Consider the following 15311-nt stretch of genomic DNA (forward strand, 5'->3'; position numbering starts at 1 on the left):
ACAGGAATGTTCTATTCAAATGATGGTCAAACTCTATACATAGCAAACTTAGGAAATGATCTTTTGAAATTAGACTATAAATAACTGTGCCCAACAATGGCTATAAGTAATTGCTAGTACTCGCCTACTTACAAGAATCAAATGACCTTATACGAATTTAACATACTTAGCCTTGAAGAAAAACAAGCAACTGTTTGGGATAGGGGTACATTCTTAGACAACTACATTACCAAAGACATTCGCATTAACTGTTATGCCATTGATAAATTTTTTGTTGAGCTTGTTTATGATGCAGGACATAACACTATTACAGAAGTAAGAAGTTTTAAATACGGTAATAGTCTTGATAAGTATGCTCCAAAGTTTTAGCTAATCAATTTCTTTGCAATTGGAATGTCAGCTGGAGCAAGTTTCCAATTCAATAAATCATTTGGTTTTACCCATTCATATTTATCGTGGTCCGTGAGTTTAAAATTAGAAGTTTTATAAATGCATTTATATACTATTAATTCTATGGAGAATTTTTCATAATGATGTTCAGAAATAGTGAAGAAACTTTCTATTTTAACTTCCATCTCTAGCTCCTCTTGAAGCTCTCTAATGAGTGAATTTTCATTTGTTTCATAATCTTCCACCTTTCCTCCAGGAAACTCCCAATAGCCTTCTAGGAACTTCCCTGGCTTTCTTCTACATAATAGAATTTTATTATCCTTATAAATTACTCCGCAAACAACCTTAATCAAACCCATGGCTTTTTCTATGGTATGAAAGATTATTGGTATCAATCTGATGTTTCTTATCAACCAATAAATCACCTGTCACTTCCCCCATCAATTTATAATCATCTGTAATAGCAAAAGAGCCTTTATCAAACATGACATGGTGATTTGGGCACATGCAAAGAAGGTTTGCAAGGCTATCATCCCCATTATGAGGTTTTCCTAATGGACGAATATGTGCTCCTTCAGAATAAAACCCACTTGGAGTTTTTATAGCCGTTCCGCAAACTTGACATTTATATTTATATAGGTTTTTAACATCAAGTGCAATCTTGGTATCTCGTACTATCCGTAAAACTGTTCCTGCTATTCTTTTTTTATCTCGAACACCGTGGTCCAATTCAGTTTCCTCTGCTGACTTTCTAGTATCGTTGGCTCCAGAATAAACTAACCTAAACCTACAGATTTTGTGTCCGCTTTTACCTTTTTCTTGCCAAGCATCAACCACACTATATAAACCAGCATATGTGTAACCACTTTTAGGGGAGAAGTCTGAATTATGCTTATGTCCTCGAATAACTCGAACAGGTAAACCTTCATTCATGCATTTAAGTAATCCTGCATTTCCTCTATTACTCCAAGATTGGTCCGCAACTTGCTTTCCTGTTTTGGGGTCATTACCACCTGCTCCTGTATATATTATTTCATCACCTAAATCTTTATCATCTTCATAACCACCTGAAAGTACAATTGCCGAAGTTCCTTCATTTCCATTACCATCTATTCCAGCACCCCAGCTTCTATGAAAACTTGTTGGCATCATTTCTTTTCGTCCTTCAAACCAATGTCCTTCTTCAATTCCAGGAATTTCACCGAATACTATTGCTCTAGGCATATCGTTATATTAAATTCTTAAAGAGTAAATTTAGAGAAATAGCTAACACTACACAAACCTGCTGGGTGTTTAATTAACTTAATAATATTTCCAAAATAACCCTATATTTAAATCATCATTACGAACCTCTTAAATAAGGTAGCAACCTGCAATAACAAGCAAAGGTGCTTTAACAATGAGCCATTATAAAGGAAAAAAGTGTTTTTTATTACCTCTTTCTTATCAATAGCTTTATTTAATCGTCATGGTAATTGATATTTAAATTATTTATTATGGACAATCAACTCATTAAATTAAAAGTAAAACAAGTATCCTCTGGGAAGCATAATTCCTTAAAAATTAAGGAGACCTTTATTGAAGCTTGTATAAAGCTAGATACTTCCATTTTTGAACCATTGATTGATGAAGACCAGTATTTTGAAGACTTAGATAAGTATAGATTTTTAAACTCAATGAAAAGTCAATTTGACTATTTAAAAAGCATCGGAATAGAAGAGGTCAAATTGGTAATGGGAACATGTAAAATGTGCTATGTTGGAGAGAGAGTATATGAGTTTTACATTGAACCTAATCAAGGTAAGCCAGCTTTTGCTTATAATATCAAAGAAGAAGATGGGAAAATAAATGATATTTTCAGATGTAACTATAGTGATGGTTATGAGCGAGATGCACATAATAATAGAAATCCAGATATCACATACCTTTTTTAATCAAAGCATAAACTAATAGTTTATGCGTTAACTATTCTTTAATATATCATTATACTTAGAAAGAATCTTATTTGAAAAATAAAAAATGGATATACGCACTCATGATTATTGTTCTTGTTGGAGCAACAAGCTTGATTCTGTTATATAAGAACAACGTTTTTTACAAAGTTGGAGATGTGGTGGACAGCTTTAATGGTATTAATGTGTATTACAACGCAAGTGTTAGTAATGTGGAAGGTAGAAATCTATCGAAAGATAATTACAACATCGGATTAAAGTATCAGTGTGTAGAGTTCGTAAAACGTTATTATTATGAGTATTTAAATCATAAAATGCCTAATAGCTATGGACATGCTAAAGACTTCTTTAATACAAAGCTTAAAGATGGAGAATACAACAAAGACCGAAATCTGATTCAATATTCAAATCCTAGTTTAAGTAAACCAAAGGTTAATGATTTAATCATTTTTGGGGCAACTAGATTTAATAGCTATGGACATGTGGCTATTGTCTCTAAGGTTATGGGTAATGAAATTGAAATCATACAGCAAAACCCTGGTAGGTATGGTAAATCTAGAGCAACTTTTGAACTTGTAAAAACCAACAATAAATGGAAAATTATTAGTAGCTCAGTTTTGGGAAGATTAAGAAAACCGTAAGAGGCAATAAATAATAAATATAAAGTGAACACCTACTTTAACTAAAAATTTTACTTAAAAACAGAAAACTGTAATTATGGTAAATGTGTAATACGCATGTAGAGAGCGTTTTTTAGGGCATTTTTTATTGCTAAAAAAAGCCAAAATAAGCCTTTTCTTGATACCTTGTCTTTCCTGCAGATAAACAAAAACTAAATATCATGGAAAGACAATTTTCAATAAAAAGAGCATTTCTGGATTTACTATTTATCAAAATTCAGCTTGAGAAGATATTCAAGGGAAATCAGAAATACAAGGAGCTAATAGATTTTATGATGTCCAATGATTTTTTAGAATCTGACGAACCAATACCTTCTTTAAAACAAATTGGTATCGACTTGGATTTAAAGCCCTATACTTTGAGAAAACTAATACAAGACTTATATAATGAGGTCTTTGATATTGAAAAAGAGAATTTCCTGGTATTTAATAAGACTGAAATATATTTCGACCTAAATTATTTTGAAAATGACAGAGGGTATTTTAAGTGCAATAATTTACCATATCTGCCAAGGGTAGGTGAAAATATTGATATTCCTTTTTTGCACGCACAGGTAGGTACAAACTATTTTTATGTAGACCATATTCGTCATAGTTTTGAGGCTGATATTCAAAGAATATTCATAAGCCTGAAATCAGGAATGTACAATAAGTACTTTCATTATGAAAAGTATAAAGCTTTTGAAGAAAGGAGAATTAGTTCTCATGACTTATTCTATAAAAATGATGTCACTATCAAGAGGAAATTGGGATTAAAATAATTTTAAGAAGATTAATTCTAAATTGAAAAAAACTTGTAATATACTGTAGGAATATACAGTGTAATTTTTATCTTTATTCCAGGCGTTAGTTTAAATAAGGCTCTATCTATCTCTCAAAGTTATGAGAATTAATATAGTTTGTGACTAATGTCATAAATTAACTATAGCAATTAACCTACATTTAGCAATCTTACTTTAATTTAAATATAGTAATGAGCAAACAACCAAAACCTGACTCGAAAAAATATACCGACCTAATATCTGAAATAGAAAAGGGTCATATTAAAATCCCAAAATTTCAAAGAAACTTTATTTGGAGTATAGATAAAACCGCCAAACTCCTGGATAGTATTTTAAAGGGGTATCCAATCGGTACATTTATACTATGGGAAACTAATGAGAGGTTAAATGATATCAAAAACATTGGGAATCTAAATTTACCTCCTGTTCCAGACGATATTAAGGTGCAATATGTTCTTGATGGTCAGCAAAGAATAACGTCCTTGTACGCAGCTTATTTAGGGGCACAAATACAAAAGGAAGGAGAGAAAAAAATTACGGATTATTCGGGAATTTATGTAGACTTGGAAGAAGATATTTATAGTAATGACCAACAAATTGTTGTCTCTGAAAAGCCTAATCAAGTTTATATTTCTTTAAATGAAGTATTAAATTTTAATGATAATTTATTGACCATAAAAGAGCGGTACTCAGACCAAGATTTTAAAAAAATTCACGAATACTCTCAAGCTTTTTCAACTTATGATTTTTCAACAATAGTATTAAGAAAGGAAGATATTGATTCTGCTATTGAAGTTTTTACAAGAATTAACACAGGAGGACAGACGCTTACTCTTTTTGAAATAATGTCGGCAAAGACCTATGATGAGGGACAAAATTTTGATATGGAAGATAAGTATCAAAAATTGCTTAAAGAGCTTTCTGCAATTAAATATGATACCATTTCAAGTTCTGTTATACTTAGCTCTCTTGCACTTGTTTTAAGTAAGAATAAAGAATGCAAACGTAAGGTTATTTTACAGCTAGATAAGCAGAGAATAATTGACGCATGGAACAATCTAATCTCCGCACTTAAAGAGAGCATTGATTTCTTCCGTTCAGTATATAGGATTCCCGTATCCGCTATTCTTCCATATGATTCGTTATTAATTCCTTATGTTTATTTTTTCTATATAAATAAAGAACGTCCTCAAGGAGAGCAAATCAAATACCTAGAGGAGTTTTTCTGGAGAATTGCTTTATCCTATCGTTATTCAAGTGCCACCGAATCAAAATTAGCACAAGATGTAAAAAGAATAGATGAAATAATATCTGGAAAAAGACCTATTTATGATGACTTTAAAGTCTATTTAACCTCGCCTAAAGATTTGATAGAAACTAGTTTTAGTGCAGGTAGCAGCTATTGTAAAGCCATTCTTTGCTTATTAGCTTACGAAGAACCTAAGGATTTTCAAGATAATGGCAAGGTAATTTTGGACAATTCTTGGTTAAAAGCCGCCAATAGTAAAAACTATCATCATTTCTTTCCAAGGGCTTACTTGAAAAAACATAATATTGGAAATGCAAACAGCTTGGTTAATATCACTTTGGTGAGTGCTGATATAAATAAACGTAAAATAAAGGCAAAGGCTCCTTCTGTTTACATTAGTGAGTTTAAAGATATTAACGATGGGCTTTTACCTACCCTTAAATCTCATTTGATTAAGGGTATTAGTGAGTTTGGTATAGGCAGTGATGATTATTCCATTTTTCTTAGGGAAAGAGCAACATTGATGTATAAAAAGCTTTCCGATAGAATTGATTTAAAACATCGAGTGAGTTCCAAGGAGCAGGGGATTAAGGAATTGATACTTACAGGTGAAAGTGATAAATTAGAATTTAAATCCACTTTAAGGTATGATTTAAGAGAAGGACAATTGAATAAGAAGCTAGAAAGCGTAGTTGCAAAAACTATATCTGCATTTCTGAATGCTGATGGTGGTATTTTGATAATTGGCGTTGATGATGATGGAAACATACTAGGGTTAGATAAAGATTTAAGTACACTAAGCAAACAAAACTTAGATGGATTTGAACTTTATTTGAAACAAGTTATTAAAAAGTTCCTTGGTGGTAATTTCGAAAAACATTTAAAAATCACTTTTCCAACAGTTGAGGAGAAGGAAATATGTTTAATAAATATTTCAAAATTCGGAAAGCCTGTGTTTTTAAATTTTGAGGGTAGAGATAGTTTTTATGTTAGAAATGGAAATTCTTCTATTCCATTAAATAGAGAAGAGCAGAGCAATTATGAAAAATTGCATTGGAATTAAATACATCAATGAGATTATATAGCTTGCAAAATTTCCTCAGCACCAGAGCTTTTAACTTGTGTCATGAAAACGACCTAAACTCTTTTGGAGACCTAATTAAATATTATTTTGAAAATGGTAATTTTTTAGCCTTAAGAAGGTGCAGAGAAGATTCTAATAAAGAGCTGATAGATTTATGTGAGAAGTATAAGCACATGTTTTTAAGAAACCAAAATAAAAAGGTTGAAGAGAACACTTTTGAAAAGATAGTGTTAAATCTTTCACCTAGTAGGAGAGACCTTATTGAGAAATTTATTGAAGTTAATTCATCCCAGTTGTCTCGTAGAAGCCAGAATGCTCTTCGACTTCATTTAAATGGAAACTTGACTCTTGCTTCTATATGGGCTAAAATATTATCAGTAAAACCCTTTGATTACAACAGTATTGAAAATGCAGGAACCAAATCAATTTCCGAAATAAAACATTATATAGAAATTATAAAGGATTTTATAATTAATACATATAATGAATCAGGTACTACAAATTTTAAATTGAAATCTTCTTTTGAAGAATTATTAGAAGGGTTGTCAGAAATACATATCAAACCTATTAATAGTTACATAAAATCCAATTTTAAAAACCTTTCTGTTAGAAGTAGTAATGCCTTGAGAAAAATGCTTAAGGGTGAAATTACCTTTTACTCATTTAGGAAACATATATTTTCAGTTAACGATTTTGATTTTTTAAATATAGATAATGTTGGGGTAAAATCGGCATCGGAATTAAATCAATTCACTGACAGGTTAAGGGAATTTATTAAGGAGGTTTCCACCAAATCAAATGAAAAGGAATTAAGGAATAAGAATAGAAATTTATTCTTTAAATATAACTTTGGTATTGAGAATATTCCTATCAATATTATTGAGAGCAATTCTTATTTCAAGGTTTGCGATTATATTCTCAAGTGTGATAATTTATTTGATTCAAAATTTTACCAGATTATAATGTCTGGAATAAAGATTTACAATGGTCAGAAAATACTATCCAACGAAGAAATAGGAATTTTGGTTAACCTAACTGCTGAAAGAGTTCGGCAGCGAAAGGAGACGTGCTTACATAGCTTACTTTCAATATTATATCCCTTAAAAAAATTAGATTATACCTTTAATCATTATAATTTAAGTTTAGAGCATGAAATAATATGTATAAGTAAAGAACAAGCAGAATTAATAAATAAAACCAGTAACACTAATTTTAATCAAAATTTTTGTGGTCTATTACTAGCCCCTTACTTAGATGATTCAATTGATATACTTGGCGTTCTAGAAGATGTTTTTCAAGAACGAGAAATAACTCATCGTAACAGACATGAATGGAAAAATATATATCTTATTAAGAAAAAACTAAATGTATTATTTGACTTTGTCAAGTTCCTAGATGAAATATCTTTAAAACTTCGTGAGCGTAATGAAGCAACGTACAACCTTTCGATGGAGAGTTGTTTTAACAAATTTAAAAAATGCGACTTCACTGAATTAAAGAAACAAATATTTATGGTTTGTGAATTTCTATTGATTTATGAACTAGGTGTTTTTTTTAATGAGGAGAACAATATTGTAATTCGTAGAAACACAAAATTAAAAGTTCATGAGTATGCTTATAAAGCATTAAAGAAACTTGATAAACCCTCTAAAGTAAACGATATATATGAATGTGTTATTCTTCAAAATCCAGATTATAAAACTAGCGTAGAAAGCATAAGAGCTTCAATGAAAAGAGAACATGGATTTGTGCCTATAGGAAGAACCAGTGTTTATGGATTAAAAGAATGGGAGGATGAAAAAATAAATTTTAAAGGAGGAACCATTAGGGAAATAGTTGAAGCTTTTTTAACAGGGCAACCTAAGCCAGTTCATATAAAAGAAATAACAAACCGTGTTGTTAAGTATCGACCCAAAACCAATGAAAATAGTATTATGACTAATTTGAAATTAGATGAATCAAATACTTTTTCATTTTTTAAGGGAGCTTATATTGGTATAGCCAATATGAAATATGGAGAGGAGTTTGAGTTAATTATTGAGTCCGAAACTAAACCAAAGCGAACTTGGATGGAAAGTTATGATAGCATTAGCAGTTTTGTAAAAACCTATAACAAGTTGCCTTCATCAAACAATTGTCCAGAATCAGAGCAAGTGCTTTATAGATGGCTATATGTGCAAAGAAAAAAATTAAAGGCTGGTGAGCTTAAAATTAAAAGAGCTTCATTAATAAAAGACTTGATTAAGAATTATGATTATGAAATAAACACAAGAGAACGTCTAAAATTTAGTCTTAATGACTTATATGGATTTGTTATTTCATATAAACGCTTGCCTAGTCCATCTATTGATGAAGAAAAACAATTATATCATTACTATTACAGGCAAAGAAAGTTATTTGATACGAAGAAGATGAGTACATATGATAAGAATTTGTATTCTTTAATTTTGGCTGAGTTGGACGATAATCAATGGTCATTATTTTAAGATGGATGAAACAAAAAACATAAAAGAAGAAATTGAAAAATCCATCAAAAAAGGGATTGCCTTTTTTCAAAAACTGTCAAGAAAACAAAAGGACAAGATTTTAACTTTATTACGTAGGGTTCAAGAAATACAGAATTCAAATTTAAGCGGCACGGAGAAAGCTAAAGAAATTAAAAAGATTATGTGGACAAAACAATCCGTTAAATCTAAGCTTTTTATAGGAGGATTTTTAGGGACAATTATAGGTATTGCTGTTTTTGGAACAGGGGGAATTGGTATAGCAGGTCTTGGAGGTGCAGTGGGAATCTGGGGCTTCTTAGCAGGAACTGCTGGTGGAGTTATAGTATCCTCACTGATACAGAATTTTGAAAAAGATTTTAATAATGATACTAAAGAAAATTAATTCAGAATTATTTGAAATAGATCTAGAGATTAAGCAAATTATTTTTGGAAATACATTTATTGATAAATTAACTGGATATGACAAAATCAATTATACGACATTAAAAGTTAAATGCACTGATTGCACAGTAATGATTTTTAAGAATGATATTAAATCCTTCTTTGGTATAAAGCCAGGTGATTGTTTTATAGTTATTGCTAAAAAATGGAAAGAGAATGTTTATAACTTTATAAAGTTTTCAGAAAAAGACGCTTCTAAATCAAAGATGTTAGATAGTAAAATCCTTTCAGCCTATGATAAATACATGGATGAGTTTTTTGATGAATTAGAGAAACATAATACCTATGAAGATAAAATGGGAGGAGGTTTTTCTTTTATTGACTTAAATGAACCTATGATGGATTATCCAAAATTTAAAGAATTGTATTTGAGTGGATATAAACCTAGAATAATGAAATGGTTTGGATAAAAGATTAAAAAATGAATACTTTTTTCCTTATTTATATTTTGAAGAAAGGCTACTATGTTTTCTGATTTAGATGACTGGCTTTAATAAAGATTGAGTTGTAATGAACGAACTGAAGAAAATAGAGAAGAAATGGAAAAATCAGTTCAAAGATTCTGATTTGGTGAAAGCTGGAATTTATCAACCGAATATTGCCAATCAGTTATTTCATGGTTTTGACGACGATTCTATTCATTTTAAAGATTTTCCTGTTGGTTTTGAAGATTTTAATGACGACTACAACCATTCTAATCCCCTAAATGAACTTGACACCGTTTTAAAATACCTATCCTTTATTGGTATCACTTTAACAAAAAGTAAGGTGGAAGATGTGATTTCTTCTGGGAAACATGATAGCCATACGTTTTTGAAAAAAACCTACTATTTACTTAAGCAATTATCACGGTATGGGGAAGATTTGAATACATCTGACCCTTATTATGACAATATAGGAGATTTATTTTTCTTTATGAGAATTGAAGGTAGCGAAACAGAAGCTAATCAGCAATTATCACTTTTTGAAGAAGTTGAACTTCCAGATTTTTATAATAAGTATATAGAACTACCAAAGAATTATTCGAATGATACAGTAGCTATTAATTTATTTAAAGAGATTGAAAAGTCTAACGAGTCCTATTTCATTACTGGTAAAGCAGGGACGGGAAAATCGACATTTATTCACTATTTCACTAAGGAAACCTCTAAAAATACTTTATTATTTGCTTTTACTGGGATAGCAGCAATAAATATTGGAGGACAAACATTACACTCTTTTTTTGGATTTCCCTTCAAACCTCTTTTACCTAAGGACAAGGAAATAAAAAAATACAATCCCAATTTTCAGAAATATAAAATATTACAAAAAGCAGATACCATAATTGTTGATGAAGTTTCAATGTTGAGGTCTGATTTATTAGAGGCTTTAGATTATTCATTAAAAATAAATGGAGGTGAGCAAAATAAGCCTTTTGGTGGCAAACAAATGTTATTTGTTGGAGATGCCTTTCAGTTACCTCCTATTGTAGAAAGAGGTGATTCTATACAAAAACATGTTTTTTCTGAAATATATGATAGTGAATATTTCTTTGATGCTCCAGCTTTCAAATCACTTCAACCTAAATTATTTGAACTTGAACAGGTTCATAGGCAATCAGAAGAGAATTTTATAAATAACCTTAATAAGATAAGAACTTATGAAGCTGACTCAAATGTTCTAAATTTCTTTAATAGAAAATATAATCCTCATTATTCTCCTGATATTAATGATTTTGTAATGATGCTAACAAGCAATAACTATATTGCTAATGAGGAAAACAATAGAAAATTATTCAAAATCCCCTATGGATTAAAAAGCTTCCAAGCTACAATATCTGGAGATTTTAAGGAAGACAGGTATCCAACTCTAGCTACATTAGAATTAAAAAGAAATGCACAAGTAATGTTTGTGAAAAATGATTCTTACTCAAATGGTAGAAGATGGGTTAATGGAACCATTGGAAAAGTAAACTTCATTAAAGAGAATAGTATTGAGGTTGAGTTAGCTAACGGACAAACATATGAGGTTGAGAGAGAAACTTGGGAAAATAGAAAATATCAATGGGACAAATCTAAGAGTTCAATTACATCTAAAGTTATAGGCACATTCACTCAATTTCCATTAAAATTAGCCTGGGCTATTACAATACATAAAAGTCAAGGATTAACTTTTGACAAGGTAAATATTGACCTGGGAAGCGGAGCATTTGTAAATGGTCAATTATACACAGCTATTAGTAGATGCAAAAGCATAGAAGGTTTAACTTTAAAAAGAAAAATAACAAATTCTGATATTATTGTTGATTCTAAATTAGTTGAATTCAATAAGTCAATTTCCAGAGGCAAAATAAATGATTTTAAAAGCCCCTCTTTTCTAAATAAGACTATCAAAAATGTATTTGATGTTTTCGAAAAAACAATTTCATCATCTAAAATAACAAAACCTAAAACTAAGCTTACCAAATATAGGTTAAATTCAGTTCTTGATTTTGGCATATACGAAGGAGAACAACTTGAAAATGCATTAAAAAAAGAGCCTAATTATATCTTAAATTTATTAGAATTAGAACATTTTGTTATAGCTCCATCTACTATTGAAATTATAGAAAAGAGGATAATAGATTTTAAAATTTCACTTGAAAAAATTGAAGAAATGAAATTAAAAAACAACTTATACTTAGAACAGAACAATTTATAATTTATGAAGGATAAAATTATTAATGAACTTACCATCTTAAGAAAAGAGGTGGATTTGTTGGAGAAGAATCAATCTTTTCGCAGAAAACCAGCGGAACCTACTAAGCCATACAATTATGAGTTCAAAATTATAAAAAAACCAAATTTTCTTGATTTGAAAGGTTTCGGTTGTGGGGCATCTATTGTTTTAGTGCTTACTCTTTTTATTAATTGGGTCTATTTTGATAGCAATTATGGCGTTGAGATTTTTTTTGTACTATTATCTATATTATTAATATACTCTTTATATCAGTATTCTGAAGCCCAATCTAGATTCAAAAAAAGATATAATAATCATAAAAAAGCAGTAGCCGATTATGAAAAGAAACTAAAGGAATATTTATTAGAAAAAGAGAAATATGATAGTTATGCAAAAAACAAAGAAGCATGTGAAGCAAAAAAAAGAGCTATTCAAAACAAAATCAAAGAACTTTATAAATACTGCTCGTTAGATGAGAAGAAAACCTATACAAGAGAATTTTTGCGAACTGAATATTATGCTCCAGAAAATACATTAAAACGCAGAACAAAAATAACCTCTGATAACCTTTTAAGGAATGACCTTGATATAGCTAATTTCTTGATTTCGAAGACAAATGAGGGCAATTCGGATAACAAAAAAGTAGTCAATATAATTAGAACTTACAGTGCGATATGTGCAGGTTTGGCAATTCAGCCTCTACCATTTGCAGATATATTTATCCTAACCCCAACTCAAGCCATTATGGGGAAGCAAATAGCTGATGTTAGAGGTTATAAAATAACTGAAGAAAGGAGTACGGAAATAATTAAAGAAATTGGTGGTGTTATTGGTTTAGGTGTAGCTGCCCAACAATTGGTCATTGGTGCTTATAAAACATTTCTACCTTTCATGGGAGCGGTAACAACAATTCCTGTTGTTTATGGATTAACATTTGGTATTGGAAAGGTTATGGATTATTATATTATAACTAAAAAAACTGGTAGAATTCCAGACAAAAATGAAATGAAGAAAATATTTACAAGAAGTAGCAAAGAAGGTAAGGAAGAAGGAGAGAAAAGGAAAAGTGAAATAAAGAACAATCGTAAATAATGGCGTTATACTGGGCGAAATTTCTAGAATCTAATGGAAACCTATATAGGATAAACACACGAATCTATCTGAACGATATTCAAGCACCATTAGAAACAGATAAATGTATAGGAGCTGTGGTTGGTAAAAATCCAGGAAGTGCAAAACCCAATGAAAACAATCAACTTGGCAAATTAAGAGAAATTAACCTTGAAAATGATAAGCTATTACCAACAGTAAGGAATATTATCCTAAAGTCTGTGGATTTCATTAAAAAAGGAGACTACATCCAGGTTTTGAATTTGTTTTACTTGTGCAATCCTGATTTGAACGAAGCCATATCTGAATTCAACAGAACTGAATCTCCTCTATTTTGTCCTAGTGAAAGCAGTAAATTTAATTGGGTTTGGTTTCTTTGGGGTGGCAGTAATACAGATTTAAACACACTTAAAACTAGATTCAAATCTATTAATTCACCTAAGCCATTTTTTTATGTGCAGAAGGAGAAAGTCCTTAAGCAATATGTACCTTTAGAAAATGATAAAGCTAGACACACTCAAGGAATGTCTCATGCAGATGTAATACCGCTTTTAAATAAAATAATAAACATTTAATAACATGGAAGAGTTTATTGAAAGAGTACATAGGCTGATTGACCAATGTTGGGAGAGTTTTACGGAGAAGGTTGGGAATGGCTTAATAGAAATAAACAAAGAGGCTTCAATGCAACTTCAGTATGCCTACTTACTAAAGAATTCTTTAGACCTCTATTTATTTAATGCAGATGAGAGTATAAAAATTGAATTAGAATCAGGCATACCAATAAATGGACGATTAAGAGAGTGTGATTTGCAGATTCATATAATTAAAGACTCAAATAAGTGCATATTGCCCATTGAGATGAAATGTTACAAAACCTTAAGTGCAAGTGGTAAACCACGAGGGGCTCAAGATTTATTTAAGTTTGGAGTTTATGAAGATTTAGAATTGCTTGAATCCTATGAGTCCGAAACAGAGAACAGAATGCTTGGAATTGAATTAGTTATGACAGACCATATAAATTTTGCATTTCCAAAAACTAAAAATGGAAAAAGCTGGGACTATGATATCTCCGATGGTAATATTATAAATAACGGTATTACACTTAATACACCTATTGGAGGTGTCCCTAAGACATTAGTTCTTAATTATAATTATAAATTTAATTGGATTAATAAAGGAGAGTATTTTTTCATGAAACTGAAAGGAACAAAAACATTAATTAAATAATAAATTATGGCTTGGTCAAAAAAATTTAGCAGTTGCCAATCATGCGGAACCAATGAATGGAATCATTTAGCAAGAGGATATTGTAAAAAATGCTACCCCTTAATTAAGGATTTAGAAACTATTAAGTGCTGGGATGTAAATAAGAATAAAACACTAATAACAGTTAGGGGAGTTAATCCAAAACCACATATAAATGACTCCCAATTCAAGAAGTATCAATCTAATTTTATTAACCAAATAGAATCTAGATTAGGCTTATATAAGTTATATAATAAAAGTAATGTTGAAGGTTTAGATATTGAAGGCTGTTTCAAAACAATTGCCGAAGATTATTGCACAGGTTCAAATAAAAGTTCTGATTTTCATGGTGCAGTGACTAAATATGATTTAAAGTTTAATGCTAGACAAAGAAAATTAATTTATAAAGACTTGTTATTATTAAGAATTAATAGGCAGTTCCGAGTAAATCACACACAAATATATTTTGATAATTACTAAATTAGAAACATTCTACAAAATAAAAAAATTAAAAATATTTAATTAGAAATGCTCTACAATAATATTTTTTACATATCTTTGTGAAAAATTTATTTAGAAATAGAGCATTTTTATGTTACGAAAACTTGGAAATATTTCAGAAATACAGTTTGGTTCTTACGACAAGCCTCAGAAAGAGGGCTCTGTTAAGTATCTGCATGCCAGTCATTTTGATAAGCTTTACAAGCCAAGCAGGTTTGAAGAAAGCTTTGTGCGACTAGATGGCAAGAATGATAAGTTTCTGCTACAGCCCAATGATGTTATTCTAGCAGGTAAGGGTCATCGTACTTTTGCCTGGGCTTACAATCCAGATTTTGGGCAAGCTATTCCCTCTTCCCTATTTTACATTATCAGAACTAATCCAGCACAGGTATTAGGTAAATATTTAGCACTGTACCTAAACTCAGAAAAAACACAATATACACTGAAACTTATTGGAGCAGGTGCTACTATCACTTCTATTCCAAAAAAGGAATTAGAACAGATAAATATTGCTATTCCACCTATTGAGGAACAACAAAAAGCAGTTAGCCTAATATCTCTATTAGATGAAAATATTCAATTCACCCAGGAATTACTTAACAAAAGAACAACCCTCAAGAAGGGACTCATTAATAAAATAATTAGCAACCAGATTAAATTCAAATAAAAT

At 30.4% G+C, this 15311-nt stretch carries 16 protein-coding genes and 1 riboswitch; of the genes, 14 read left to right on the plus strand and 2 right to left on the minus strand.

Annotation, left to right across the window (positions count from 1 at the left end):
- Positions 1-141: 141 nt before the first annotated feature.
- Positions 142-369: a hypothetical protein gene (locus K7G79_RS07020; RefSeq protein ID WP_223550498.1), complete on the plus strand. Its 228-nt coding sequence runs from the start codon at positions 142-144 to the stop codon at positions 367-369.
- On the opposite strand, the gene K7G79_RS07025 is transcribed toward K7G79_RS07020, so the two are convergent.
- Entirely contained in the window at positions 366-749 is a 384-nt protein-coding gene (locus K7G79_RS07025; RefSeq protein ID WP_223550500.1) for a (deoxy)nucleoside triphosphate pyrophosphohydrolase, read from the minus strand. The two genes, K7G79_RS07020 and K7G79_RS07025, sit on opposite strands and share 4 nt — an antisense overlap.
- A complete protein-coding gene (locus K7G79_RS07030) occupies positions 736-1614 on the minus strand; it encodes a YDG/SRA domain-containing protein (RefSeq protein WP_223550502.1) in 879 nt (292 codons plus the stop codon). The genes K7G79_RS07025 and K7G79_RS07030 overlap by 14 nt, the downstream gene beginning before the upstream one ends.
- 110 nt (positions 1615-1724) lie before the next feature.
- Positions 1725-1822: riboswitch (SAM-I-IV-variant riboswitch) on the plus strand.
- A gap of 64 nt (positions 1823-1886) precedes the next feature.
- Here K7G79_RS07030 and K7G79_RS07035 point away from each other — a divergent pair.
- From K7G79_RS07035 to K7G79_RS07095, 13 genes are all read left to right on the plus strand, one after another.
- The gene (locus K7G79_RS07035) at positions 1887-2324 is read left to right on the plus strand and encodes a hypothetical protein (protein ID WP_223550504.1); all 438 of its coding nucleotides are present in this window, start codon (positions 1887-1889) and stop codon (positions 2322-2324) included.
- 71 nt (positions 2325-2395) lie between these two features.
- Positions 2396-2983, plus strand: coding sequence for a CHAP domain-containing protein (locus K7G79_RS07040; protein WP_223550506.1), 588 nt, complete (start codon positions 2396-2398; stop codon positions 2981-2983).
- A 200-nt stretch (positions 2984-3183) separates the two neighbouring features.
- A complete protein-coding gene (locus K7G79_RS07045) occupies positions 3184-3783 on the plus strand; it encodes a hypothetical protein (protein ID WP_223550508.1) in 600 nt (199 codons plus the stop codon).
- Between the two features lie 212 nt (positions 3784-3995).
- A complete protein-coding gene (locus tag K7G79_RS07050) occupies positions 3996-6116 on the plus strand; it encodes a DUF262 domain-containing protein (RefSeq protein WP_223550509.1) in 2121 nt (706 codons plus the stop codon).
- On the plus strand, positions 6107-8623 hold the full coding sequence (locus tag K7G79_RS07055; RefSeq protein WP_223550511.1) for a hypothetical protein: 2517 nt from the start codon (positions 6107-6109) through the stop codon (positions 8621-8623). Before K7G79_RS07050 ends, K7G79_RS07055 begins: the two co-directional genes overlap by 10 nt.
- A 1-nt stretch (position 8624) precedes the next feature.
- A complete protein-coding gene (locus tag K7G79_RS07060; protein ID WP_223550513.1) occupies positions 8625-9026 on the plus strand; it encodes a hypothetical protein in 402 nt (133 codons plus the stop codon).
- Positions 9007-9495: a hypothetical protein gene (locus K7G79_RS07065; protein ID WP_223550515.1), complete on the plus strand. Its 489-nt coding sequence runs from the start codon at positions 9007-9009 to the stop codon at positions 9493-9495. Before K7G79_RS07060 ends, K7G79_RS07065 begins: the two co-directional genes overlap by 20 nt.
- 100 nt (positions 9496-9595) lie before the next feature.
- Positions 9596-11764 carry an ATP-dependent RecD-like DNA helicase gene (locus K7G79_RS07070; protein ID WP_223550517.1) on the plus strand — a complete coding sequence of 723 codons (2169 nt, stop codon included), beginning with the start codon at positions 9596-9598 and terminating at the stop codon, positions 11762-11764.
- 3 nt (positions 11765-11767) lie between these two features.
- Positions 11768-12874, plus strand: coding sequence for a YcjF family protein (locus tag K7G79_RS07075; RefSeq protein ID WP_223550519.1), 1107 nt, complete (start codon positions 11768-11770; stop codon positions 12872-12874).
- Positions 12874-13467 carry a hypothetical protein gene (locus K7G79_RS07080; RefSeq protein WP_223550521.1) on the plus strand — a complete coding sequence of 198 codons (594 nt, stop codon included), beginning with the start codon at positions 12874-12876 and terminating at the stop codon, positions 13465-13467. Before K7G79_RS07075 ends, K7G79_RS07080 begins: the two co-directional genes overlap by 1 nt.
- A gap of 4 nt (positions 13468-13471) precedes the next feature.
- A complete protein-coding gene (locus K7G79_RS07085) occupies positions 13472-14122 on the plus strand; it encodes a hypothetical protein (RefSeq protein ID WP_223550523.1) in 651 nt (216 codons plus the stop codon).
- Between the two features lie 6 nt (positions 14123-14128).
- Positions 14129-14620 (plus strand): hypothetical protein, encoded by a 492-nt coding sequence (locus tag K7G79_RS07090; protein ID WP_223550524.1) that lies wholly within the window; start codon positions 14129-14131, stop codon positions 14618-14620.
- A gap of 112 nt (positions 14621-14732) precedes the next feature.
- Positions 14733-15308: a restriction endonuclease subunit S gene (locus tag K7G79_RS07095; RefSeq protein WP_223550526.1), complete on the plus strand. Its 576-nt coding sequence runs from the start codon at positions 14733-14735 to the stop codon at positions 15306-15308.
- Positions 15309-15311 lie beyond the last annotated feature (3 nt).

Source organism: Aestuariivivens sp. NBU2969 (assembly GCF_019931125.1).
Classification (GTDB): domain Bacteria; phylum Bacteroidota; class Bacteroidia; order Flavobacteriales; family Flavobacteriaceae; genus Aestuariivivens; species Aestuariivivens marinum.

What these genes read in the sequence shown, in the direction of transcription:
- K7G79_RS07020 (WP_223550498.1), top strand. Translation starts at nt 142, where the DNA reads ATGACCTTATACGAATTTAACATACTTAGCCTTGAAGAAAAACAAGCA.
- K7G79_RS07025 (WP_223550500.1), bottom strand. Translation starts at nt 749, where the DNA reads ATGGGTTTGATTAAGGTTGTTTGCGGAGTAATTTATAAGGATAATAAA.
- K7G79_RS07075 (WP_223550519.1), top strand. Translation starts at nt 11,768, where the DNA reads ATGAAGGATAAAATTATTAATGAACTTACCATCTTAAGAAAAGAGGTG.
- K7G79_RS07085 (WP_223550523.1), top strand. Translation starts at nt 13,472, where the DNA reads ATGGAAGAGTTTATTGAAAGAGTACATAGGCTGATTGACCAATGTTGG.
- K7G79_RS07030 (WP_223550502.1), bottom strand. Translation starts at nt 1,614, where the DNA reads ATGCCTAGAGCAATAGTATTCGGTGAAATTCCTGGAATTGAAGAAGGA.
- K7G79_RS07035 (WP_223550504.1), top strand. Translation starts at nt 1,887, where the DNA reads ATGGACAATCAACTCATTAAATTAAAAGTAAAACAAGTATCCTCTGGG.
- K7G79_RS07060 (WP_223550513.1), top strand. Translation starts at nt 8,625, where the DNA reads ATGGATGAAACAAAAAACATAAAAGAAGAAATTGAAAAATCCATCAAA.
- K7G79_RS07065 (WP_223550515.1), top strand. Translation starts at nt 9,007, where the DNA reads ATGATACTAAAGAAAATTAATTCAGAATTATTTGAAATAGATCTAGAG.
- K7G79_RS07080 (WP_223550521.1), top strand. Translation starts at nt 12,874, where the DNA reads ATGGCGTTATACTGGGCGAAATTTCTAGAATCTAATGGAAACCTATAT.
- K7G79_RS07070 (WP_223550517.1), top strand. Translation starts at nt 9,596, where the DNA reads ATGAACGAACTGAAGAAAATAGAGAAGAAATGGAAAAATCAGTTCAAA.
- K7G79_RS07095 (WP_223550526.1), top strand. Translation starts at nt 14,733, where the DNA reads ATGTTACGAAAACTTGGAAATATTTCAGAAATACAGTTTGGTTCTTAC.
- K7G79_RS07050 (WP_223550509.1), top strand. Translation starts at nt 3,996, where the DNA reads ATGAGCAAACAACCAAAACCTGACTCGAAAAAATATACCGACCTAATA.
- K7G79_RS07045 (WP_223550508.1), top strand. Translation starts at nt 3,184, where the DNA reads ATGGAAAGACAATTTTCAATAAAAAGAGCATTTCTGGATTTACTATTT.
- K7G79_RS07090 (WP_223550524.1), top strand. Translation starts at nt 14,129, where the DNA reads ATGGCTTGGTCAAAAAAATTTAGCAGTTGCCAATCATGCGGAACCAAT.